This is a genomic window from Parendozoicomonas sp. 2304DJ65-17, assembly GCF_058148445.1.
The window spans coordinates 46,070-68,680 of the sequence record NZ_JBYVJV010000007.1; the positions used below are offsets into that span (position 1 = coordinate 46,070).

20 protein-coding genes are annotated in these 22,611 nt (G+C 45.8%); 8 read left to right on the top strand and 12 right to left on the bottom strand.

Annotated features, from left to right (window positions below; genetic code table 11):
* Positions 1-4: 4 nt before the first annotated feature.
* On the top strand, positions 5-889 hold the full coding sequence (locus tag ACY2RR_RS17025; RefSeq protein WP_490109372.1) for a CmcJ/NvfI family oxidoreductase: 885 nt from the start codon (positions 5-7) through the stop codon (positions 887-889).
* 108 nt (positions 890-997) lie between these two features.
* Positions 998-2,122 (top strand): alkene reductase, encoded by a 1,125-nt coding sequence (locus tag ACY2RR_RS17030; protein WP_490109373.1) that lies wholly within the window; start codon positions 998-1,000, stop codon positions 2,120-2,122.
* A gap of 116 nt (positions 2,123-2,238) precedes the next feature.
* Here the strand turns inward: ACY2RR_RS17030 and ACY2RR_RS17035 are convergent, their stop codons facing one another.
* The 3 genes from ACY2RR_RS17035 to ACY2RR_RS17045 all read right to left on the bottom strand — a co-directional run bounded on the left by ACY2RR_RS17035 (position 2,239) and on the right by ACY2RR_RS17045 (position 5,330).
* On the bottom strand, positions 2,239-3,984 hold the full coding sequence (locus tag ACY2RR_RS17035) for a bifunctional protein-serine/threonine kinase/phosphatase (protein WP_490109374.1): 1,746 nt from the start codon (positions 3,982-3,984) through the stop codon (positions 2,239-2,241).
* 72 nt (positions 3,985-4,056) lie between these two features.
* Positions 4,057-4,497: a cyanase gene (cynS, locus tag ACY2RR_RS17040; RefSeq protein WP_490109375.1), complete on the bottom strand. Its 441-nt coding sequence runs from the start codon at positions 4,495-4,497 to the stop codon at positions 4,057-4,059.
* Between the two features lie 20 nt (positions 4,498-4,517).
* Positions 4,518-5,330, bottom strand: a complete 813-nt coding sequence (locus tag ACY2RR_RS17045; protein ID WP_490109376.1) for a formate/nitrite transporter family protein — start codon at positions 5,328-5,330, stop codon at positions 4,518-4,520.
* Between the two features lie 313 nt (positions 5,331-5,643).
* On the opposite strand from ACY2RR_RS17045, the gene ACY2RR_RS17050 reads away from it, so the two are divergent.
* From ACY2RR_RS17050 to ACY2RR_RS17065, 4 genes are all read left to right on the top strand, one after another.
* Positions 5,644-6,246, top strand: a complete 603-nt coding sequence (locus ACY2RR_RS17050; RefSeq protein WP_490109377.1) for a LysE family translocator — start codon at positions 5,644-5,646, stop codon at positions 6,244-6,246.
* A 21-nt stretch (positions 6,247-6,267) separates the two neighbouring features.
* Positions 6,268-7,089 carry an AraC family transcriptional regulator gene (locus ACY2RR_RS17055; protein WP_490109378.1) on the top strand — a complete coding sequence of 274 codons (822 nt, stop codon included), beginning with the start codon at positions 6,268-6,270 and terminating at the stop codon, positions 7,087-7,089.
* Positions 7,090-7,180: 91 nt separating this feature from the next.
* Positions 7,181-8,638 carry a YcjX family protein gene (locus tag ACY2RR_RS17060; RefSeq protein ID WP_490109379.1) on the top strand — a complete coding sequence of 486 codons (1,458 nt, stop codon included), beginning with the start codon at positions 7,181-7,183 and terminating at the stop codon, positions 8,636-8,638.
* Entirely contained in the window at positions 8,638-9,636 is a 999-nt protein-coding gene (locus ACY2RR_RS17065; protein ID WP_490109380.1) for a TIGR01620 family protein, read from the top strand. Before ACY2RR_RS17060 ends, ACY2RR_RS17065 begins: the two co-directional genes overlap by 1 nt.
* A gap of 16 nt (positions 9,637-9,652) precedes the next feature.
* On the opposite strand, the gene ACY2RR_RS17070 is transcribed toward ACY2RR_RS17065, so the two are convergent.
* Positions 9,653-10,425, bottom strand: a protein-coding gene (locus ACY2RR_RS17070) for an IS5 family transposase (protein WP_490109381.1) whose coding sequence is annotated in 2 segments (ribosomal slippage) — positions 9,653-10,092 and positions 10,092-10,425 — 774 coding nt in all. Because the reading frame shifts where the segments join, the coding sequence is not laid out codon by codon here.
* Positions 10,426-10,669: 244 nt separating this feature from the next.
* Here ACY2RR_RS17070 and ACY2RR_RS17075 point away from each other — a divergent pair.
* Positions 10,670-12,298, top strand: a complete 1,629-nt coding sequence (locus ACY2RR_RS17075; RefSeq protein ID WP_490109382.1) for a hypothetical protein — start codon at positions 10,670-10,672, stop codon at positions 12,296-12,298.
* Between the two features lie 85 nt (positions 12,299-12,383).
* Here ACY2RR_RS17075 and ACY2RR_RS17080 read toward each other — a convergent pair whose 3' ends face one another.
* The 6 genes from ACY2RR_RS17080 to ACY2RR_RS17105 form a co-directional block, all read right to left on the bottom strand.
* Positions 12,384-13,142 (bottom strand): MipA/OmpV family protein, encoded by a 759-nt coding sequence (locus ACY2RR_RS17080; RefSeq protein WP_490109383.1) that lies wholly within the window; start codon positions 13,140-13,142, stop codon positions 12,384-12,386.
* 145 nt (positions 13,143-13,287) lie between these two features.
* Positions 13,288-13,851 (bottom strand): GNAT family N-acetyltransferase, encoded by a 564-nt coding sequence (locus ACY2RR_RS17085; RefSeq protein WP_490109384.1) that lies wholly within the window; start codon positions 13,849-13,851, stop codon positions 13,288-13,290.
* Positions 13,852-13,863: 12 nt separating this feature from the next.
* Positions 13,864-15,195, bottom strand: coding sequence for a sensor histidine kinase (locus tag ACY2RR_RS17090; protein ID WP_490109385.1), 1,332 nt, complete (start codon positions 15,193-15,195; stop codon positions 13,864-13,866).
* On the bottom strand, positions 15,185-15,856 hold the full coding sequence (locus ACY2RR_RS17095; protein ID WP_490109386.1) for a response regulator transcription factor: 672 nt from the start codon (positions 15,854-15,856) through the stop codon (positions 15,185-15,187). The genes ACY2RR_RS17090 and ACY2RR_RS17095 overlap by 11 nt, the downstream gene beginning before the upstream one ends.
* Positions 15,857-16,007: 151 nt before the next feature.
* Complete coding sequence (locus ACY2RR_RS17100) at positions 16,008-19,076, bottom strand: efflux RND transporter permease subunit (protein ID WP_490109387.1); 3,069 nt, start codon at positions 19,074-19,076, stop codon at positions 16,008-16,010.
* Positions 19,077-20,192, bottom strand: a complete 1,116-nt coding sequence (locus ACY2RR_RS17105; RefSeq protein ID WP_490109388.1) for an efflux RND transporter periplasmic adaptor subunit — start codon at positions 20,190-20,192, stop codon at positions 19,077-19,079.
* A 206-nt stretch (positions 20,193-20,398) separates the two neighbouring features.
* Between ACY2RR_RS17105 and ACY2RR_RS17110 the strand changes: the two genes are divergently transcribed.
* The gene (locus tag ACY2RR_RS17110) at positions 20,399-21,301 is read left to right on the top strand and encodes a LysR family transcriptional regulator (RefSeq protein WP_490109389.1); all 903 of its coding nucleotides are present in this window, start codon (positions 20,399-20,401) and stop codon (positions 21,299-21,301) included.
* On the opposite strand, the gene ACY2RR_RS17115 is transcribed toward ACY2RR_RS17110, so the two are convergent.
* Both ACY2RR_RS17115 and ACY2RR_RS17120 read right to left on the bottom strand, forming a co-directional pair.
* Positions 21,298-21,723 (bottom strand): PACE efflux transporter, encoded by a 426-nt coding sequence (locus tag ACY2RR_RS17115; RefSeq protein ID WP_490109390.1) that lies wholly within the window; start codon positions 21,721-21,723, stop codon positions 21,298-21,300. The genes ACY2RR_RS17110 and ACY2RR_RS17115 overlap by 4 nt on opposite strands.
* A gap of 164 nt (positions 21,724-21,887) precedes the next feature.
* On the bottom strand, positions 21,888-22,589 hold the full coding sequence (locus ACY2RR_RS17120) for a glutathione S-transferase family protein (RefSeq protein ID WP_490109391.1): 702 nt from the start codon (positions 22,587-22,589) through the stop codon (positions 21,888-21,890).
* Positions 22,590-22,611 lie beyond the last annotated feature (22 nt).

The window sequence follows — 22,611 nt, forward strand, 5'->3', positions numbered from 1 at the left end:
TCCAATGCGTCCTGACCTTATTCGTACTATTCATCTGAGATACAAGACTATGCACGCCAAGACTACCTTCGCTTCTGACATTGCTGATACACCTGTCATGGCAACCATGAACTATGTCTGCCCTGAAGGTGATCTTGTATACAACCAGACTCATATGGGGCCTGGAGGGCAGGAGTTGGTGGATAGCATGGCTCCACAGCAGGTGGCTGTTCATAATGCAAGACCATTACAGAATGCTCTCACACTGGCTGACAACGGTTTTGCATTGGTAGACGCTGATTTCGACTTCACTGACTTTCTGAGTGATATTTCTGTAGAACAAGAGTTTTACCCTCAGGTTATCGCATTTCTAAAACAGCAAACCGGCGCACAGCACGCTCTATTATTTGATCACACCGTCCGCTCAAATGAAGGACGAGCGGAAACGACTAAACGCAGAGCCCCAGTAAAGACAGTTCATAACGATTACACCCCAAAGTCTGCCGTGCATCGCGTTAACGAAGAACTGGAAAAGCAGAAACGCCCGGATCTCTCAGGCAAGCGATATCTATTTGTAAATATATGGCTACCGATTTTTCATACGGTAGAAGAATCGCCCCTGGCCATTGGTGATGCCCGGACTTTCTCAGAAAGTGATTACCACACTCTCAAACTGATTTATCCCGATCGTGAAGGGCAAATCTATGCTGTATCTCATAGCAAAGAACACCGCTGGTATTACTTTCCCCGTATGACAACGAAAGAAGCACTGTTGTTTAAAGTCTTCGACAGTGACAGCACACACCCTGTGCGATACGTGCCCCACAGTGCATTTACGGATCCCTCAAGCCCCGCAAGTGAACGACCAAGAACAAGTATTGAAATACGCAGCATTCTTTTTTTCGATTAAAGAACCTTGATACGAATTCAGGTTTCTTAACTCTCTTTATTCACAAACCATTGAAGTGCGATGCCTTCGGGATCACACCTCCCTGAACGTAAGGTTTATACATCCGTTATGTCTGACTATTCATTGTTTGATTCCATTAAGCTTGGCCAGTACTCCCTGAAAAATAGAATTTTCCTGCCTCCATTAACTCGCTCAAGAAGCTCTCAACCAGGCAACATTCCTAATGACCTGATGGCCCACTATTACCGCCAAAGATGTGGTGCAGGTTTTATGATCACAGAGGGCACGCAGATTGAACCTCGTGGGCAAGGCTACGCTTGGACACCAGGCATTCACTCTCAAGAGCAAATTGAAGGCTGGAAGAAAGTTACTCAAGCAGTACACGATGAGGGGAATGTTATTTTTGCGCAGCTCTGGCATGTAGGTCGGGTGTCTCATACATCACTGCAACCGAATGGTGATGCACCGGTTGCACCATCTGCCATTAAAGCCGATGCCACAGTGAAAACATTTATTGAAACTGCTCCTGGCGAAGGCGCTCTTGCCGATGCCAGCGAACCCAGAGCGCTTAGTACGAATGAAGTAAAAGAGCTGGTACAACTTTACGCGCAGGCAGCACGCAACGCCATGCAAGCTGGTTTTGACGGTGTTGAATTACACTGCGCCAATGGTTATCTAGTTAACCAGTTTATTTCTGAACACTCCAACAATCGCACCGATGAATACGGTGGCAACTTGGAAAATCGTCTTCGTTTCCTGAAAGAAATCGTTGAAGCCGTGATTGATGTGGTCGGTAAAGACAAAGTTGGAGTGCGTTTTGCTCCATTGTTTGAAAGCACTGATGAAGTGCGTGTGTATCTGGGACTTGTGGAAAGCAACCCGTTCGAAACTTACATTGAAGCAATCAAGTTGCTCAACAATGCCGGTATTGCTTACTTGTCCCTTGCTGAAGCAGACTGGGATGGTGCACCAGATCTGCCACAGAATTTCTACCAGGGCGCTCGCGACCATTTCAGTGGCCGTATTCTGTTTGCAGGCCAATACACAAAAGAAAAAGCTCTGCGTGTTCTTCAGGCTGGCCATGGGGACTTGTTCGGCTTTGGTCGCCCATTCATCGCCAACCCAGATTTACCCGAGCGTATTAAAAACGATCTTCCGATGAACACTGTTGATGCAACCACAATGTATGGCGGCACGGATAAGGGGTACACGGATTACCCTGCCTACCAATGAATAGTTTGTGATTTGTTTATTTGTTAAAAATTTCTAGTGAATCAAACAGATTTCATTTCCGGTGTGTGCAGCCAGGGATGGCCAGATATATTGATATGATTAACAAGTAGACATTACTAAGACATCATTTCGAACATCAACAGAGCCAAAAGAACCAGTGACATGCACTGCCAGAATTTCACTGGATCACGCTCAATAAGTGGTGGTTTATTCAAACGCTGAAATTCTGGATTAGGGTGGTGCAAGTCGTAGATAAACTCTGAGACTTCACCATAGCGTTTGCGGGGTTCAACTTTCAGCGCCTTTTGAATTGCTTGCTCAACCCAGTCTGGCACAGGGTTTGTGCCTTTTTTGGCATTATCAGGATGAATTGGCTGGTAAGCCAGCTTTGCCTGTTCTCTTTTGGTTCGGGCATTAGAGACACTAAGCCCATAGGGCAGTCGCCCTGTCAGCATTTGGTAGCAGATAACCGCCAGCGAAAAGATATCTGCCCGTGAATCAACAGGATCTCCAGTGAAATATTCAGGAGCACTGAACTGTGCTGTACCGGGAATTTCATAAACACCTTCGGCTTGCCCGATATCACTGATACCTGCCACCCGCGTTGCACCGAAGTCTATAATTTTCACAACACCAGATGCATCAATCATGATGTTGTTTGGCCTTAAATCCTGATGAACCATTTCCTGACGGTGAAACGCCTGCAGGCCTTTGCCTATTTGAGAAATAATATCTCTCACCTGAGCAAGGCTTGGTTTGGGGTTATCAATCATCCACTGAGCCAGGCTCTGGCCTTCAATAAACTCTGTTGCCAAATACAGGTAATGCTTCTTTCTTGGTGCGCTATAAGCTTTTAAAACATGGGGATTATCGATTCGCCGGGCAATCCATTCTTCCAGCAACAAGCTTTCCAGATAGTGCTGATTACCTCTTAACTCTGTACTGGGTATTTTGAGAACGACTTGCTGTTGGTTAGCGCTGTCTTTTGCGAGATAAACATGACTTCGGCTGCTGATATACAGCTCACGCAATAGGGTGTAGCCATCAAACTCCATTCTGGGAGCAAGCTCTGGCGGTAGCGGCAATGAGGTAACCTGTTGCTGAACTTCTTCAATCTTTTGCTCAGGCAGAGCGTCGATTCTTAGAATCTGCAACGTCAGATTATCTGTACTGCCGGACTCTAACGCATGGTTTAACACCGACTGACAGAGTTGATCCAAATCCACGCTACCTTCCAAACACTGAGACAGTATTTGCTTGAGATAACTTTCGCCGCAGCACTCATAGATACCATCTGTCGCCAATAAAAAGACATCCTGCTCCGCTAATGGCAGCGACGAGTAATCCAGCTCAAGTTGCTGATGTATACCCAAAGCCCGGGTGAGATAACTGGCTTCGGAAGAAACCTGTCGTCTGTGATCCTGTGTCAGCTGTTCATAATCATTACCCTGCAAACGATAAATGCGCGAATCGCCACTGTGAAAAATATGTGCAGTATTCGATTTAAAAATCATGCCACTAAACGTGCAGATATAACCCTTATCTTTGTTAAATCTGTGGGGGCTGTTTTGAGACTGAGCGTAAAGCCAGGAGTTGGTAGCCTTTAAAACCTTGTGAGCTGATGTTTTAACGGACCAAGCTTCCGGCGTGCAGTAATAGTCGCTGACAAAACTACTGATCGCGGTTTGGCTGGCAATATGGCTGACATTGCTGGTACTGATGCCATCGGCCACAGCAGCCACAATGCCTTTGGTTGCGCACAGCAAGTTATCAGGGCTCAGAAAACCATGGCAATCCTGATTTGTTTGTTTTCTACCTGCACTCGTACTGGAGCCAGCTGTGATTGTGAGTCTTTTTATCATTATAAAAAGGCCTTCACTCACTTTCTGCAAAAGAGCGAGTGAAGGTCTGTCCCATTGACTCTTAAGTTATGATTACCATGATTTATAAGGGAGGAACTTACCATTCATGGTTAATACAACTCTGTCGCCTTTAGGATCTTCCTGCTTCTCCACATCCATGGAAAAATCGATAGCGCTCATAATTCCGTCACCAAACTTTTCCTGAATCACCTCTTTCAATGTTTCTCCATAAACACCAACAATTTCGTAGAGGCGATAGATCAATGGATCTGTAGGAACTGTTTGATCCCAGACCTTGGTTGGGTATGCCATCAACGCTTCTGCGACATCCTGGTCAAGGGACAGATACTCGGCAATTGCCAGAGCTTTCTCTGTCGTTACGCTGTTCATACCCAAACAGGCTGAAGTTAACCAAACCGGAGAGCAATCAAGGTCTTGCGCCATGGTTTCCCAACTTAGCTTCTTTTCCGATTTCGCCACCAGAATGGCTTCAGTCATTTCAACCTTATTCATTGTCATGCTCTCCCGACCAATTAAGCCAACTTACGCTCTGGGCTGGTTCTCACGTGAGTCAGGTACAGAGGCAGGCCAACCAGCAGGAAGCCACCAACAAGGTTACCCAGTGCCGTTGGAAGTTCGTTCCACAGCAGGTAATCCATAACAGTGAACTCACCGCCCATGATCATGGAGAATGGGAACAGGAACATGTTTACGATGGAGTGCTCAAAGCCCATGAAGAAGAACAGCATGATTGGCATCCACATGGCCATCATCTTGCTACCAGCAGAGGTAGAAATCATCGCGCCAACAACACCCATAGACACCATCCAGTTGCACAGCATTCCGCGAATGAAGATTGTGAGCCAACCAGATACACCATGCTCCTGATAGCCTAAGGTTCGAGATTCACCAATCGCGGAAACTTTTGCTGCAATCGCGCCGCCATCAATGCTGTAACCGTAAGTCAAAATAAACGACATAAAGAAGGCAGTGGTTAATGCTCCGGCAAAGTTTCCAAGGAATACCCACCACCAGTTACGCAGAATTTGAGAAACAGTAATACCAGGTCTTTTATCCAGCCAGGCCAGCGGCACAAGAGTAAATACACCGGTTAACAAATCAAACTTCATCAAATAAAGCATGATGAATCCAACCGGGAACAAAATAGCTCCCAACACTGGCAACCCTGTTTTAATAGCAACGGTAATTGCAAAGATGGCTGCCAAACCAAGAATAGCGCCAGCCATAAAGGCACGAATAAACGTGTCTCTGGTTGACATATGGCATTTGGATTCCCCGGCATCCACCATCTTGGTAACAAATTCGCTAGGTTCTATATAGGCCATTCTGCACTCTCCCCATGTGTGATCTATCGTCAGGGATTTAGCAAGGAGGGTGCCAAACTCATAAACAATTAACTAAGTGATTGATTTATGGGATTTTTAACAATTAAAAAACACGATTATTTATTAACTAAAAACAGAAACAGTGCACGACACTTTATTTATAACGCACTACTACCCAGCAGAGTTTAGAAATTATTTTTGTAGGAAAATCCATAATGGTGCGAATAAAAACTAAAGAGCAATTTCGTTCAATACCAACCAAACGACCTCATTTATATTCAATATTCTGCAAACTCGAATACCTGATAAAACAATGATTCCAATTCTTATTTCTATGCTTCTTTTTGCATTTATTGGTGCCGTTTCTCCAGGCCCGGTTAACGTTATTGCTACAGGCGCAGGGGCTAACTTTGGCTTTGTTCGCGCTCTTCCCCATGTATTCGGGGCAACCGTTGCTTATACTGTTATCGTTTTTCTTGTAGGGATTGGCTTAAATCAGGTACTGCAAACTTACCCTCAAATCACCAGCAGCCTTCGCTATTTTGGCGGAGCATTTCTTCTCTATATGTCTTACAAACTGGCTACATCTGGAGCAATATCAGAAAAAGAACAGGCAAACAAACAACCACCCACCTTAACCGAAGGTGCTTTGTCTCAGTGGTTAAACCCTAAAGCCTGGCTGGTATCTATGTCTGGTGTGAGCCTGTTCGTAGCGGCTAATAGTCCTACGTCTTTATATCTTGCAGCATTCTGTCTGATCTCATTTATTGCTTGCTTTACTGGCGTTGGCACATGGGCTGTTGCCGGGCATTTGATTCGAAAGCTTCTCTCCCAGCGAAAACATCAAATAGCATTCAATATAACGATGGGCTTGCTACTTGCTGGCAGTGTCATCAGTATGTTCTTTATTCAGTAGCCTGCTATTCAAATAACAAATATGGCGATCATTGATAAAAATGTTTTCTTCAAGCACAGCGAAACCCTGCCGTGGGTAGAGATGCGTTGCGCCAACCAATCAGCAGCCTGCTACCACACCCACTCACATGATGAGTTCTCTTTCGGGGTTATTGATGCGGGTCGGGCAGAATACCGAAATATGAAGCAACGTAACCAAATTAGTTATGGCTCTACGGTGACAATAAATCCTGGAGATGCCCACTCCTGCAATCCCAGCGCTGGTGAATGGTCTTACCGGATGCTGTTCGTTGATACCCACTGGATTGGCCAGCTACAGCAGGAGATATTGAAGTCCAGCGCTCAGGATTACCACCCTTTTGAAACCCAGTACCTCAACGACAGTCACAGTTACCAGCACTTTCATCAGCTGTTCGAAGGGTTATTGAACGAACCGAATCCGCTGGTAGCAGAAAGCCTTCTGGTAACTTATTTAGAAAACCTGTTTGTTGACCATAACAGGAATGCTCCTAACTCTGATAAGCCGGACACTCATCGAGTAATACGAGCGAAAGAAGCCATTATGGATCAGCTGGAAAGCAATGTTTCCCTGGAGCATCTTGCGGAGCAAGCTGGGTTAAGTCGTTACCATTTAATTCGAAGTTTTAAGGCTAGATACGGGCAATCTCCCCATGCTTTCCAGCTGGATAACCGTATCAAAAAGGCTAAGGTGCTTTTGCAGAAAGGTAGTAATTTATCAGATGTTGCCAGCAACCTTGGATTTGCCGATCAAAGTCACTTCCAGCGTAACTTTAAAAAACGGCTGGCTATTACTCCAAAGCAATACCAGGACTTTTTTATTTAAATTAAAGAAACCGAGACAAAATCGTACAAAAAACCTGTTGGCGAAGTCTGGGGAGAGGAATAGGCTTTAACAATTTGCCAGGTTGCGATCCATGCCAGACAAGCTCCGGTCAAAGCTGAAAAAGAGTTTAAAATCAGCGGCCAGATCCACACTTGAAACTCTGGATAAAGGTTATGATCGCCTGCTGGATCAGCGTATCTGCCTTGGCGTGACTGGGTTTAGCAAAAGTGGCAAATCCACATTTATCACCAGCCTGATTCATCAGTTACGTCACTTTCCCAATGCAACATTGCCAGCATTTTCTCCTGCTCTGCAAGGGCGGCTGCTGGGCGTTGAAGTGCACTCTATTTCTGGCGTTGGTCGGGAAGATTTCCCATTTTTCACAGGGCAGAAAGCTTTATCTGCCGGTTCCCAGAAGTGGCCTGAATCAACCAGAACTCTTTCCTCCTGCATGTTGGAGCTAAGGCTGAAACCTAAGAAAAACAGCCTTGGTTTTACAACTCGCAAAGTCGACCGTCTGTTTGTTGAAATTCGGGACTATCCCGGTGAATGGCTTCTGGATCTTCCTCTATTAGGCATGAGCTTTCAGCAATGGTGCCTGGATTGCCAGAACCTGTTCAGGGAAAACCCAAGACGCAAATATCTTGGAAGCCTGTTCGAAGAGCTTACAGCCATTGATCCTTTGGCAACGGCAGATACTGATAACATGACCTCGCTTCACAAACGCTATGTGGAGTTTCTTCACATCTGCTCCACCAGCGAACAAAACCTCAGCCTGATTCAACCCGGCCGTTTTGTTCTGCCAGCCTCAAAGCCATCGCCGGTGTTTATTCCCTTGCTCTCTCCTGCGTTAAAAACACTGGATGCTGAAACACTGAAACAGGCAGATGAAGGCAGCTATTTCAAAGCCCTCGAAACGGCTTATAACCAGTATGTAAACGAGCAGGTAAAGCCTTTCTACAAAGAGCATTTCAGCGGTATAGACAGGCAGATTGTATTGGTGGATGTACTTCAGGCTTTGGATGCTGGCAAAAGCTCACTGGAAGATATGCAGCTGGCAATCACCCGAGTGTTGGATAGTTTCCAGTTTGGTCGCAACAGTATCTTGTCTCGCCTGTTCAGCCCCCGTATAGATAAGGTTCTGTTCGTAGCCAGCAAGATTGATCAAGTGCTGCCTGAACAACATGAAAACGTGCGTGCCCTTACCGCAAACATTGTTCAAAGCGCCTACCGCAAAGCCACATTTGAACAGGTAGATGTGCAATGCGAAGCCACTGCTTCCGTTCGCGCAACCACTGTTTGCCAGAAAGACGACAGATCCATGCTGCAAGGGCTGTTTATCAGTGATGATCAACAAGCTATACCGGGGTTAATGGCTCACCCGGAGATTCCCCAAACTCTGCCTGATGACGATGACTGGGAACGGTTTGCTCCCTGGCAGCTGAGAAAACTTTTACCACCTGCGAATTTGAAATTAACAGAAGGCGGATCACTCCCACATATTCGCCTTGATGTTGTGATTCGTGAACTTCTGGGAGACAAATGCTAATGAGTGAACGTGATCCCTACTTTGTACCTCTGGACCAAAATACAACTCTGGAACAACCGGAATCCATAGTTTCCGACAGCAATGCTATTTCTGATGAGGCACAAACAACCTTCTCGCTGAAGCCTCGCAAGCTTCGATTTCTTAAGCCTTTGCTTTATACGGTACTTGCCGTTCTGGTAATTATTGGTGGGCAAGAGTTCTACAGCACATTCCAAACACTCATGAGCTGGCACTGGAGCCTGGCTGCGCTGTTTGGCGGTTTTGGTGTTGTGGGACTGGTTTTTCTTGCCAGTGTGGTCATTCAACTGCGCCGTAACCAACACGATCTTTTGCTGGTCGCCGATCTTCGGGAACAGGCAGATGATCTTTCCAGAGACAGAAGTTTCGGGCAGTTATCCAGTTACCTGAAAACATTGAATCAGCTTTACGATGGCAAACCTCAGGCTCCACTGTTGCAGAAATGTTTGAACAGCATGCCGGATTACAATAATGATGCTGAAGCCATTCAGCACCTGTCTGCATCCTTTCTTACCGAGCTGGATGGGGCAGCCACCCGGTGCGTTGCCAAACACAGTGAACAGACTGCGTTGATGGTTGCCGTAAGCCCTTTGATCCTTGTAGATATGCTGCTGGCACTCTGGCGCAGTACCAAAATGCTGGACGAGATCAGCCAGATTTATGGCTTACGACCTTCTCTCATAGGTCGCTGGCAGTTGATGAAAGAGGTTCTCCACCAGGTTGCCTTTGCAGGTGTCAGTGAGTTGCTATCTGACCATTTGGCAGAACTTTCTACTAACCAATTGCTGGGAAAGCTCAGCTCAAAACTGGCACAAGGTGTTGGGGCTGGGCTTTATACAGCTCGCATTGGTTACAAGGCAATGGACGTATGTAGGCCTGTAGAATTCGACCTAAACAATCGTCCGAAAATCACCAGTGAACTTGGACAAATACTCAAGTCCTTTAAGCAACATGGGCTTGAGCAGAACATACCCAAATAAGTAATTAGAGGCTATCTCAAAACTGCCTGAGCAATATTTTCATGCAGGCTAATTGTACGAATGCGAGATAGTTAGCAGCTTTTCTTTCATAACGAACAACACATCTACGAAAATTGAAAATCCAAGAAAAAAGGCGTTCTACCTTCCAACGTCTTGTGTAACGCCTCAACTTGCGGCCATCTTGGGTTTTCACTCTTTTCCTGTTGATCTTATGAGGAGCAATTAGCTCTATGCCTCGCTCAGCCAAAAGCTTGTCGTGTGGATCACTATCGTAGGCTTTATCTCCGATTAATCGTCTTGGAAGAGTTGAAATGAAACGTTGCTCAAGGGCTTCTTCAATAAGTGTGATTTCATGCGGAGAAGCACTGCAAATGGATAGGGCGATTGGAAGACCATGGCTGTCCGTAATGCCCATGATTTTGGTACCTTTGCCTCGCTTGGTTTTACCGACTCTAGGCCCCCTTTTTTTGCAGGAGCAAAACTGCCATCAACAAAACATTCAGTGAAGTCTAAATTCCCCCGCCCTTCGAGGTCTTGAGCCAGTGTTTCAATAAGCTGTTCCATCAAACCGTTTTCTTGCCATTCCTGGAAACGACGATGACAAGCCTGATAAGAGGGATATCTCCCCGGTAAATCTTGCCATTGAGCCCCTGTACGCAGGATCCAGAGGATTCCTTCAAAAACAGTTCTAGCGGGATGCCTGGATCTTCCATTACCGCCAGGCTCTATATCTTTCCGAGGGAACAGAGGAGCAATGTACTCCCATTGTTCATCAGTTAACTCTTTCATGACTACAAACAGAAAATTGGCTATGAAAGAGCGTAGCAATTAATCAGAAATAGGTTTTGAGATAGCCTCTAATAAAGTACAAAGAATAACGAAAATCAGAAATTCATATCGCTAACAGCAAATTAAGCCTGTTAGCCCCTCTTTCCATTGTGTCAGTTTACCTTTCTAAAACCCGGGGAGAAGGATAATTCATAACTTTTAATACTCGAAAGTGGAAGTTAATTTATTCGAAAGAAGCTTAAACATGCAATCAGGAAACTCTCAATGCTTGCCTAATCTGGCTGGCCTTCGGGAACAGCTACAACCATACCTTACTTATCCTCATCACGGCTTTCCTCGAATAGGGTTGAAAGCATGGAATGGTCGGCTAATTAGTAAATCGGAGTATGAAGCCGAACACTATCCCGTTGTTAATTCTGCCCTGGAATACTTTAACCTCCGTCCTGGTTTTGAAGTGCTTTCCAAAGATTTATGGGGACATGTTACAGGGCCTATTCGTCAAGAAGTATTACAGGAATATAACAAGAGGGGTGGTCTACTGAACCATTATGCGGAACATAAAACACAAGCTTCTTTTATCGCAAAATATCTGGATGGTCTTGAGCAGGAACGTGAATCTGCGGTAGCCGGGTCTCGAAAAAGAAAACGCCAGGAAGACCCTGAAGAGTTATCTCCTTCTGAAGCGAAAAGACGGAGTACTGTCCACTACCCCGACTCTCTGGCCGATTGGCTAAAAAGCTGTCCTTCCCCAAGAGATCTTATCGCAAAAACCCAGGGTATAAGCATTGTTGCCAGACTTGCTGAGAAAATGACAGTTGAACAACTGGCCAGTGTTGTTGGTTTAAGCAAAGAGCAACTGAAAGAAACTCAGGCACTGTGCCCGCCCGAGTATTCTCATGAGCAGGTATGTACACGAATAATTCTGGCGTGGATCGCACAGGAACGGGTTCACTGGCTTGATCTGTTAACTTTGCTCGAGAAAAGTGATCTGAAAACCTTTGCCTGCCAACTTGAAGATCTTGCTGATAAACACTTTAAGTCTTTAAAGGACACACGCCCCTCCCATGCCATTGATGGTTTTGTTATGGATCCACCTCATGTTGAAGGCTCATTCAATTTACGCTATGGGAACCGCCTTTGGTTACATCATAAGCCTGAGCTGAAGAACCTTGAGTGCAGCCTGGCTGGGAAACGTTCCTTGTGTGAAAGGCTTGCAGAAAGTGGTAAAACCATGGAATTTGCTGCGGTTGCAGAAAAGGATAATGCGGAAACTTTACAGCGCATGTTCAAGGCTGCAAGTCAGAATGAACACTCCTTGGCATGCGCAGCTCTTGAGCAATCCGCAAATGCTTTATCCTATGGAAAAGCTGACAGGCTGGAACCGGCAAGCTGGGGAGGGATACTCAATAAGCTGGAAAGCATAGACGCAAGAGCCGTAGTTGATGATACAGTGGCCACACTGGATAGTTTTCCAAACCCACATGCTGATTTCCTTGAGAGCTTCCCAGACCGTCCATGGTACTCCAAGGATATGAGTGATACTCCCACAGAGTGGGAAGACTACCAGCTAATAATTCATGAGCTTATCGGACAGCAGTGCTACGAAGAGTTTGCAAAAAAGGCAGGGTTCCAAAAGAGCTTGCTCGTCACTTTAAAGCATGACAATCCAAATGATTTAAAAAAAATCGTGAGAGAGCTTATCTGGCACGCAAGATCTGGAAATATAAACACTGATTATGGGTTTAGCCAAACGACTAGCAGTGATTGGAAGTCCTTTCTTACAGTCCTGTGGAATATTGAAAGCATGAGGCCATTTGTTGGCGAACTTGTCGGCAGGCTGGACAAGAAATACCGGAATGAAGCACATGACTGAATAAGTGGCCAGGGTTTAGAGTGGCGGGCAACTTCTTCAAAACCGGCCTGCAGGCACTACACATCGCCTGCAGGGTGCTTTGCCCCTAGAAGCGATACACATATCCCAAGTTAATGGCAGCCACATTTGAGCGATCAACAATTGGACTGTCCTTAATCTCACTCGATAAGGCATCGTAGCGGACGCCTCCAACAATGGAGTGATGAGGATTTATCTGATAACTCACGTCCACACCAACGCCATAGTTCACCCCTGAGCCCGCTTTGTAATATGCACGGTTTGCTTTCACTTCATTTCTGTTCACGCCGTAATAGTAATCAGCGCTTTTACCACTAAACCACTGGGCACCTACAAAAGGCGACACTTCCCAGTTGTTGGCAATATTTAATGGGTAAGAGTAGGTAAGGTTGGCAGTCTGGCCTTTATGCTTGTTACTGATATCTGAGGCCAGCGCGAAGTCGATGTTTCCCCAGTCATCCTGATACATGACTATGAGAGTTCCGGTGACAACATCATCCAGATCTTTCATATCCTTAAGACGTTTGCTGTCTCCGCGATCTTTATCGCCAAACTCATCCATACCTACAGCAAATGCAATCATCAGATTGTCATGACCATATAAATAAGAGCCAATCATCGGGCCATTAATAAACAGCGGACCCCATTCAACATCGATATGAGGGAGAACAGCTGTTGTGTGATCACCACCGTCATAAACCGATGCCATAGAGGCTACACCAAGCCCCAATGAATTCACTTTTACATCGCCGAAGAGGCTATCTGATGCATTTGCCTGAATGCTTAAACTTGCCAAAAACAGAGGGGCCACTAATAGCTTTTTCATTGCCTGTTCTTCTTTGGGTTTACTTTACGCAAACTTTATCAAAAGGACAGGTAACAACCGGGTGAACAATAACCACCCCAATGGCGGTGATGTCATGGACAATGATCTAAAAGAGTAAAAACTCTTCTGAGGCGACAAAGGAGAGCTAAGTGATGTAACAACGCATAATCGGTCGGGTTTCAGAACGGCGGGCGACTTCTTTAAAACCAGCCTGCAGATAAGCAGAAGCAAGACCATGAAAGGCAAACACCGCAGGCAGTTTGTTCTTTGGCTCAACGGAATAACCTTCAACAATCCTCCCGCCCTGTTGTTTAACATGTTGCACAGCTGCTTTCAGCAGTTGAGTAGATACACCCTGATTACGATGAGTCTTGGAAACAAACAGGCAGGTAATCGACCACACGGACTGTTCATCAACGGGCTTCAAAATGCGGGAGCCTTCCAACCTTATAAACTCAGAACGAGGCGCCACTGAACACCAGCCTACAGGTGTGTTGCCTTCATAAGCGAGCAGCCCGGGAACCTTATGTTCTTCAACCAGATTCTTGAGAGCAATACGATTACCGTCGCCTTTCTGTGCTTCGTAATCTTTCTTCTTCAACCGCCACCACATACACCAGCAGCCACCGCAGGCACCTTTTTCCCCGAACAGTGTTTCAAGATCTGAGCAACGATCAGGGGTTACCGGGTAAAAGGTGATAGAACTCATAATGCATCCAGGCTATTGAAATACAACCTTGCTTATACGGCCTCCCGGAATTTCTGTATAGGAGTAATGCCATTCTAGCTTTTCACAAAGTTGCTTCACCAACTCGAGGCCGAGCCCATAACCATAGTCCTTATTTTCGGTATCCCGGAGTTCACCGCTGCACTCATTCTCTACAACAAAAGCGTTTTCAGAGAGTAAGATTTTTATTTCACCTTTAGATGCATACTGGAAAGCATTCCGGATCAGGTTGGACAGTACAATCTGGCAGGGAACTACAGCGATATTCACCTCTGTAACGTCACTGACAACATTAACCTCAACAGGCTTATCCTGAAGCAGGTACCTGTTTTCTGTTATTACCGTTTGAGCCATATCTTCCAGACTGATGTTCGCCACTTCGGGGAACTTCTCTTCTTTTCGGCTCAGCCATAAAAGCGTATCTATCATTTTCCTCATAGTCAGTGAGGCACGCTGAAGTCTGCTTAGCACCCTTACAGCAGGAGATTGCTGATCTACGTTCTTTGCCAGCTTTTCCAATATCTCTACATTTCCAGAGATCGTTGCAACGGGTGTTCGAAGCTCATGGCTGGCATGTCTTAGAAAACGTCGCTCATTGTTGAGCACATCATCCATCCTTGTGAACGCACCCTGCAGTTTTGAAGCAATAAGAGACAGTTCCTGGTAACGAAAATCCGGGGGAGGTTCTGTCATATTATCCAGAGTGAGGTTGTCCGCCCAGCGGGCCAGGTTATTGATAGGAACCAATACTTTTCTAGTTAGGAAAATGGACAACAAGACAATAAGCAGTAGTAAAGAAGCCCCAATAATAAGCGCTGCGTTTAATCGGTATTCCACAGGAGCTTCAATAAAATCATACGAGTTCACATTGAATGCAGATGCCAGATACAACCAGTCATCCCCATATAAGTGATAGGGGTAAAAAACTATGAAATCACAAGGTCCTCCACACAATTCTGTCAGTCTGCTGGCAGGATGTGTGTCCGGAAACTTCTCATCATCAAGCCCCAGCTCAACACTCTGTACAGTACGATTCTCATAGTCTGATGGTGGGAAAAGTTCCAGCAAGGGCTGGGGTATGTCGGCAATATTGCGGTAACCCTTCATGCCAACCAGATTCGGCGGTGGATAATTTCTCTCTCCTGAAAAATACCGCCGTGCGTAATCTTCGCCGATCAGATCCAGATAAAACTCATGGGAAGTATTAGCGCCTTCAAAAAAGTAGGCGATGGTTAAAAGTGTATAAAAAACAACGAGTGTCAGAGTTATACCAATAAGGCTTCGCCCAAGAACCCACTTCAGACTGGAAGGCTTTTTAACTTTCATTGGCTCTCACAGCTATGCCATAACCGGGTAGAGTTTGAATCAATTGCTTGGAGAAAGGCTTATCAATTTTCTGTCTCAACCTGTAGAGGTGCACTTTCAGGGCATTGCTGTCTGGCACTTCATCATGCCAGATCAGTTCTTCCAGCTTTCGCCTGCTAACCACCAGAGGGCTTTGACGCATCAGTATTTCAAGAATGGTCCAACAGGTTGGAGAGAGTGAAATTGGCTCCCCGGAACGAGCTATGGTTTTCTGCTCCATATCCATAACCAGATCACCAACAACCAGTTTTTTGGCACGGTTAACACTTCTGTTGGATAACGCATGCACTCTTGCAGCAAGTTCCTGCATCGCAAAAGGTTTAATCAGATAATCATCCGCACCACGCTCGAACCCTGCCAGCTTATCTTCAAGAGTATCTCTGGCTGTCAACATAATGATTGGAGTTGTTACGCCGTCATTACGAAGCTTCTGGCATACATCAAGGCCGTTTATGCCAGGCATATTGATATCCAGAATAATGACGCTGTGCTCACCGGAGCTGGCAAACTTCAAACCGGCCTGACCATTTGCAGCAAAGTCGCACTGAATATTCTCAAGCTCAAGGTAATCAATAACTGTTCTGGCCAGATCGAGATCATCTTCAACCAGCAATGCATTCACTGTTGTATATCCTCATACATACTGCAGGGGCTCAGGAATTCTATACCCCATCGGTAGAAGAGTCTCACAATGTGGGTGACAACGGGGTAACAAGCAGAAAGGGAACCAGTGCTGCTTTTAGCAGCACTGGCTCAGAAGGAAGCTTTGGAAATTATGAAGCTAACTCCACACCATCAAATCGGATTCTGTGCAGCAGGGCATAAATCACCGGCAGAACAATAAGTGTCAGCACCGTAGCGAAACCAAGTCCGAAGATGACCGCAACCGCCAGTGAGCTGAAGAACGCATCAAAAATCAGCGGAATCATACCTAGCATAGTGGTCAGAGCTGCATTACACACCGGACGAACGCGGCTGATACAGGCTGCCTCAATGGATTGCTGAATAGATTGGTTTCTCTGGCTTTCTATATTGATCTGCTCAACCAGCACAATGCCGTTTTTGATCAACATTCCGGAAAGACTTAAAGCTCCCAGTAATGCTGTAAATGTAAATGGCAGATTGAACACCAGAAGACCAGCAGCCACCCCGATAATCCCTAATGGTACTGTTGCCCAGATAGACAACGGTTGCCTGATAGAACCAAACAGAAAGACTGTTATCAGAAACATTCCGAGATAACCCATAGGCAGGGAAGTAAACATACTGGCCTGGGCATCACGGGACATTTCATATTCACCACCCCATTCCAGTGTGTATCCGGCCGGGAGCTGGATTGCTTCAATTTTTTCTATTAAACGTTGCCGAACAGATTCCGGCGTATCATCACTGAGCGGGTCATAGTCAGCCAGAACTGCCAGCATCCGCTTAAGGTTTCGACGCAGAATCAGAGGATCTTCAGTTTCTGTGGCGAACCCTTCAATCGCCTGTGTTACAGGAACAAACGAGTTTCTTTCACCGCTCCATACCTGAAGGTCAGTAATGGAGTCAGCATTCAAACGGTCGTCATCAGGAGCCCGTGCCAAAATAGGCAACAAATGACTGCCATCACGATAGGTACCAACCCGCTTGCCATCAAAGTTCATCAACATGGCATCATCAATGGCTGTTTTGGAGATACCGCTGCGACGGGCGGAGGCCTCATTCAGAATTGGCCGAACAATATCAACTTTTTCTCGCCATGAATGCCGCACAGCAAGCGCCGAAGGCTCCGCTTTTATTATGGCAATAGCTTCTGCACCTATCTGACGAAGCACATCCGGGTTTGGCCCATAGAATCGTGCTTCAATGTTTGACTCTGGTGATGGTCCGTTCTGCAGAAGCTTGATATGGGGTTCAACCTCTGGGTATTGCGTCAAAACAGTTCTGATTTCAGGAATCAAAGTACGAATCTGCTCCAGAGATTCTGTTTCAACAATCAATTGTCCGTAGCTGCTGAATACTTCTTCCGGTGCGTAAGTGAGGATAAAACGCTGAGCTCCCATACCAGTTACAGCTGTAATCGTTTTCACACCTTCAAGCTTGCGCACATCATTTTCTATCTGTGCGATAACGTTCTGGGTAGATCGAATATCAGCGCCTTCTTGCAATCGGAGATCAACAAAGAAAATCGGCGTGTTGGATGGAGGAAAGAATGCCTGCTTAACATGTCCAAATCCGAAAATGGCGAGAGCCAGAGTAGCGACAGTAAGAAACAGGGAAATGATGCGATGTTTCAGCGCTTTACTTAATAGCGCGCGGTAAGCAACAAACAGTAACCCTTTGTATGGATCAGATGCCTCTCCAACAAGTGTCTCTTTAGGGTCATCAAACATCAGATGGCAGAAGAAAGGGGTCAGCGTTATAGCCAAGACCCAGCTCAAAGAAAGGGATATCAACAATACTTTGAACAGGGAGACCATAAAGTCACCGGACGTGTCCTTCGATAAACCAATCGGTGCAAAAGCAATGATGGCAATAACCGTGGCTCCAAGCAGCGGCCAGATATTATGAGAAATTACCTGAGTAATAGCCTCCATCCGGGATTGCCCACGATGAATACCAACCAGCACTCCTTCGGTAACGACAATGGCATTATCAACCAGCATGCCCAGAGCAATGATCAACGCTCCGAGAGAGATCAGCTGTAACTGAACTCCCAGAATATTCATACCAATAAATGTTCCGGAAATTGTCAGCAGGAGGATAACCCCCATAAGGATTCCCGAACGGATTCCCATGGTGAAAAGCAGAACAACAATAACAATGGCAATCGCCTCAAGCAGACTAATCAGGAATCCCGAAACAGCTTCTCTGACAACTTCTGGCTGGTTATAGACCGTAGTCAGATCAATACCTATTGGCCGACTGCTTTCAAGCTCTGCAAGACGAGCATCGACAGCCTTGCCGACTTCCACAACATTCACACCTTTAGCAAAAGAGATACCAATAGAAATAGCCTGGTCACCATTGCTGGTGTAAGTGACCATCGGCGTTTTTTCAAAGTCCCGATAAACTTTGGCAATATCACCGAGATAAATAACATCGGTTCCACCAGCTGGGCCAACAATAAGGCGCTCAAGTTCTTTAATATTCTTGAATTCACCGGTGGGGTGGATACGTATCGACTGCCCACCAATCAGCATACTGCCAGCATTAGAAACTGTGTTCTGGTTTTCGATCAGTCCATAAATCCAGGATGGATCGATATTCAGCGTTGTCATTTTTTCCTGGGAAAGTTCAATAACAACCTGTTCGCTCACTGTACCTGCCAGGCTGACCTTGCTAACGCCCTTCACCAGTGAAAGCTCACGCCGGAGAAGATCACCGTAATTCTCAAGGTCACGGTAAGTGAAGTCAGGGCCGCTGATGTTATACATGATGCCGAAGACATCACTAAAATCATCATTAACCACTGACGTTATAACACCAGGCGGAAGCTCTCCCTGCACATCACTGATTTTGCGGCGCAGCTCATCCCATATTTGTGGCTGAATTGCGGTAAAACCATCTTTGAGTTCAACAGAAACCTGCGAAGCACCAGCACTGGAAATAGAATCGATATTCTTTATATATTCCAGCTGCTGAATAGCCCGCTCTATAGGCACGGTAACTTCTTCTTCCACCTGTTCCGGTGAAGCTCCCGGATACACGGTGTTGACCATGGCTTCGGGAATAGGAAATTCTGGAAATTCCAACTGCCCCAGTTGGGTAAATGAAATGCCGCCGCCAACCAGCAGCAAAACAACGAACAACCAACTGATTACCTTGTTATGGATAGAGTACTCCGCAATATTTTGCATTTAGAGCCCCCTTTCACGAACAAGAGGCTTAACTCTCTGGCCTTCACTCAGTTGTGATAACCCAGCCACAACTATCTGCTCACCACCTTCAAGGCCAGTAAGAATGTTGATTCCCGATTGGGAAATTCGCCCGACAGTTACCTCAACAGGATTCACTGTTCCTTTCTCGGAATCATAAACCCAAGCCTGTTTTGCCCCCGTGCTGTCGTCCGACAATATCGCAGTGACAGGAATAACAATGTTAGACAGGTCTGTTGACCGGGAAGACATCCTGGTCAGATCCATGGATACAGTGCCGCCCATGCCAGGATAAATAGTTACACCTTCAGGCGCAGGCATAGACAGCGTAACTTCATAAGACTGTGTTCCAGCAGTCACGCTTGTCGCATGCTCTTTATAGATCGCGAGAAATTTCTTATCGGGCAGCCCGTTAAAAACCACAGCAGGCTGATACTCGGTATTAAATTGCCCATTCTGCAACCTGTTAACAATGGCTTCCGGCATCTGGAATTTCACTTCCAGGGTCTGGCTATCCTGCAAAACAAGAATGGTTTGTTGCGCCTGAATAAACTGATAGTTTTCAACTTCTGTTTTTGCGATACGACCATCGAATGGTGCTACAAGAGTTGCATAATCCAGTCTGTCTTTGGCCAAACGCAAAGAGGCCAATGAACCTTTTAAGGTTGCCTGAGCAGTATCCAATTCTGACTGGGAGATAACTTTTTTCTCCCGCAAAGCTTTTATGCGCTTAAAGTTGATTGCAGCAAGGTCATAGTCTGCCTGTCTGAGATCAACTTCGTTTTTAAGATCCCTGTCATCCACCTTGGCCAGCAAATCCCCTCTCTTTACATCCTGAGCGGTTGAAACAGGAAGCTCTACAAGCTCACCAGAAATACGAAATGAAATACGGGATTCTTCATTAGAGTACACTTGGGCAGGAAAACTGCGGATCTCTCCTCGGCGATGATCTTCAACTTGAACCAGTTTTACTGGGCGAACAGCATTATCAGTGACCACAGCCTGCGATTCAGAACAACCAGCTAGAAACCCTGCCATACCAATCAAGCTGCCAGCTATGAGGCTTACTTTCATTCCAACGTTTAGAACTTTCTTCATATAAACCTTCATAGAGCACTCACGCCATTCAATAAAAACTGAAAGCGTCTGGGGGAGTGAGTCAAATACCAGAATCAGCCGACTCTGGCGAGGGCACCTCTGTTGTTTTTATAAGGTGTATTTTTTAGGCAGAATACTGCAGTCTATAGTTCCGTTAAACTACACAAACTGGAATGAAGAGTTCCAATAATCGGAACAATAAAATAGTGAAGACTGAAGATATAGAGCTCTTCCATAAAGTGGCAGAGACCGGCAGCCTGACGAAAACGGCAACAATTCTTGACTTGCCGAAATCGAGCGTAAGTCGTCGTATACAAGGGCTTGAGCAGCAGTTCAAAGTCAACTTTTTCCAACGTAAGAGCCGTTCTTTATCCCTGACAGAGAAAGGTCAGCAATTTTATCAGGAGACTAAACCGCTTCTGGAGAAGTTGCAGGAGACTGTCGAGAATATCATGGACTCTCACCATACTTTGGAAGGTCATCTTCGCATTCAAACACTGCCTTTACCGAAGATGAATAAACTTCAGGAGCTGGTCTTCCAGTTTATGAATCTTCATCCCAAGGTAACGATTGAGCTGCTCATAACAGCTCAGTATGAAAACATTGATGAGCAACATATTGATGTGGCATTTCGTGCAGGAGACTCGCTGGCAGATTCAAACCTGATCGCTCGTCCCTTTGAAGAGTTAAACCTTGGCTATTACGCTGCGCCCAAGTATCTGGAGAAGTACGGTATCCCGGAAAAGCCGGAAGACCTTAATCGCCATAAAATGGTTGGCTTTCGTACCCCCGAGGGTGAAATAGAGCATGTGATCCCGATTGGTGATGACGATACGTTTCTAAAGGTGCCGCCAAAAATCACAGTAAACGATATTACCATCATGTATTCCATTGCCCGCAGTGGTGAAGCAATAGCAGTTATGGCAGATGAAACGGTAGAGCAAGAGGTTGCGGATGGTAGCCTGATTCGACTGTTTGCAAACAAAGCTCCCTACAAAGCCTATATATGGATTGTTTACTCATCCCGTCATCGCCTGAATGCTGTTACTCGGGCATTTCTGGATTTTCTGTTTAAGAAGCGTGAGGAAGGTGTATCACTAAAGGATTAAGAAGCAGTAGATCTTGAGCTCAATTTATGGCGAACAATGTCGTAAATCCAGTTAAACGCCACCGCATAAACAAGGAAAAACAGGACTACGCCGATATCCATGAGGAGTACTGTCCAGAAGTCGAGTTGCAACACCCACATAATCACGGGGAATGAAAATATGATCATGCCAGCTTCAAAGCCTGCTCCATGCCCAAGGCGCAAAGCCAGTTTTCTTTCTATTCGGTTAGCGCCGAATATACGATCAAATACAAGGTTATAAATATAGTTCCAGGCCATCGCGATAAGGGAAAGCATAAGAGCCAGGCCAGTCATCGATAATGCATCACCACCAGTGAAAAGCATCGCAAGAAGTGCCAGTAAAATCAGTGCTACGACTTCAAACAGCACCATATGAAAAATACGTTCTTTTGTTGTTTGCATGATATTTTCTTCTTTTCTAATGCAGACATCATATCGAACTTTTTTGGCAGGCAAAGTTGTTTGGCAAACTTTACTCTCTGTTTAACCAAACGGATTGTGGCTTATGAAAAGCCCCTGACACACAACAGGGGCTACACACAGAGCACACTGGAAACAGTCAGCTCTTAGCAGCAGCTCCCACTGCGGCACTGTTGATCTGCAGTATCGGCACACTTATCTCCTCTGCCCAGATAGGTCTGATCCGAGAGATAAAAACCAGTGAATGCCTCCTCAAAATCTTCTGCCACAGATTTTTCTGGCAACCCTGTTGCCATTAAAGCCTCTCGCCATGCCTGAACCTTTGGAAAATCTGCAACAAGATCATAGCCGGTGTAAGCCTTAATAATGGCTGTACGGTGAAGCAGGGGCAGCCAGGCGATATCAACATTACTTAATGCTTCACCCTTAAAGTAAGGGCCATCTTTCAACTCAGCTTCTGCCTTTTCAAAGGGTTTGCCCAGCTTGGTTGTACGTTCCGCCAGAGTCTCTTTATCAGCACTGCGCATAGTGGAACACTGTACGAGATAATGTTTGCTGGCCTGATAACTCCAGGCACGATCAAGAGCGCGCTGCTCTGGTGAAATCTCGGGCTCCAATGGTGGGTGAACTTCATCCAGATATTCGGCAATCGCATCAGATTCAAACAGAGTCTGTTCTTGCTCTGTAATCAGCACAGGAACCTGCCCGGTTGGCACGGCATCCAGAAACCACTGGGGCTTATCTTTCAGGCTTATATATTCCAGCTCATAAGGAACATTTTTAGCTTCCAGCAACGCTGTAACACGCTGCACGAACGGACAGATTTTGAAACTGACAATCTTGATCATGGTGAACTCTCACATCTTTCAG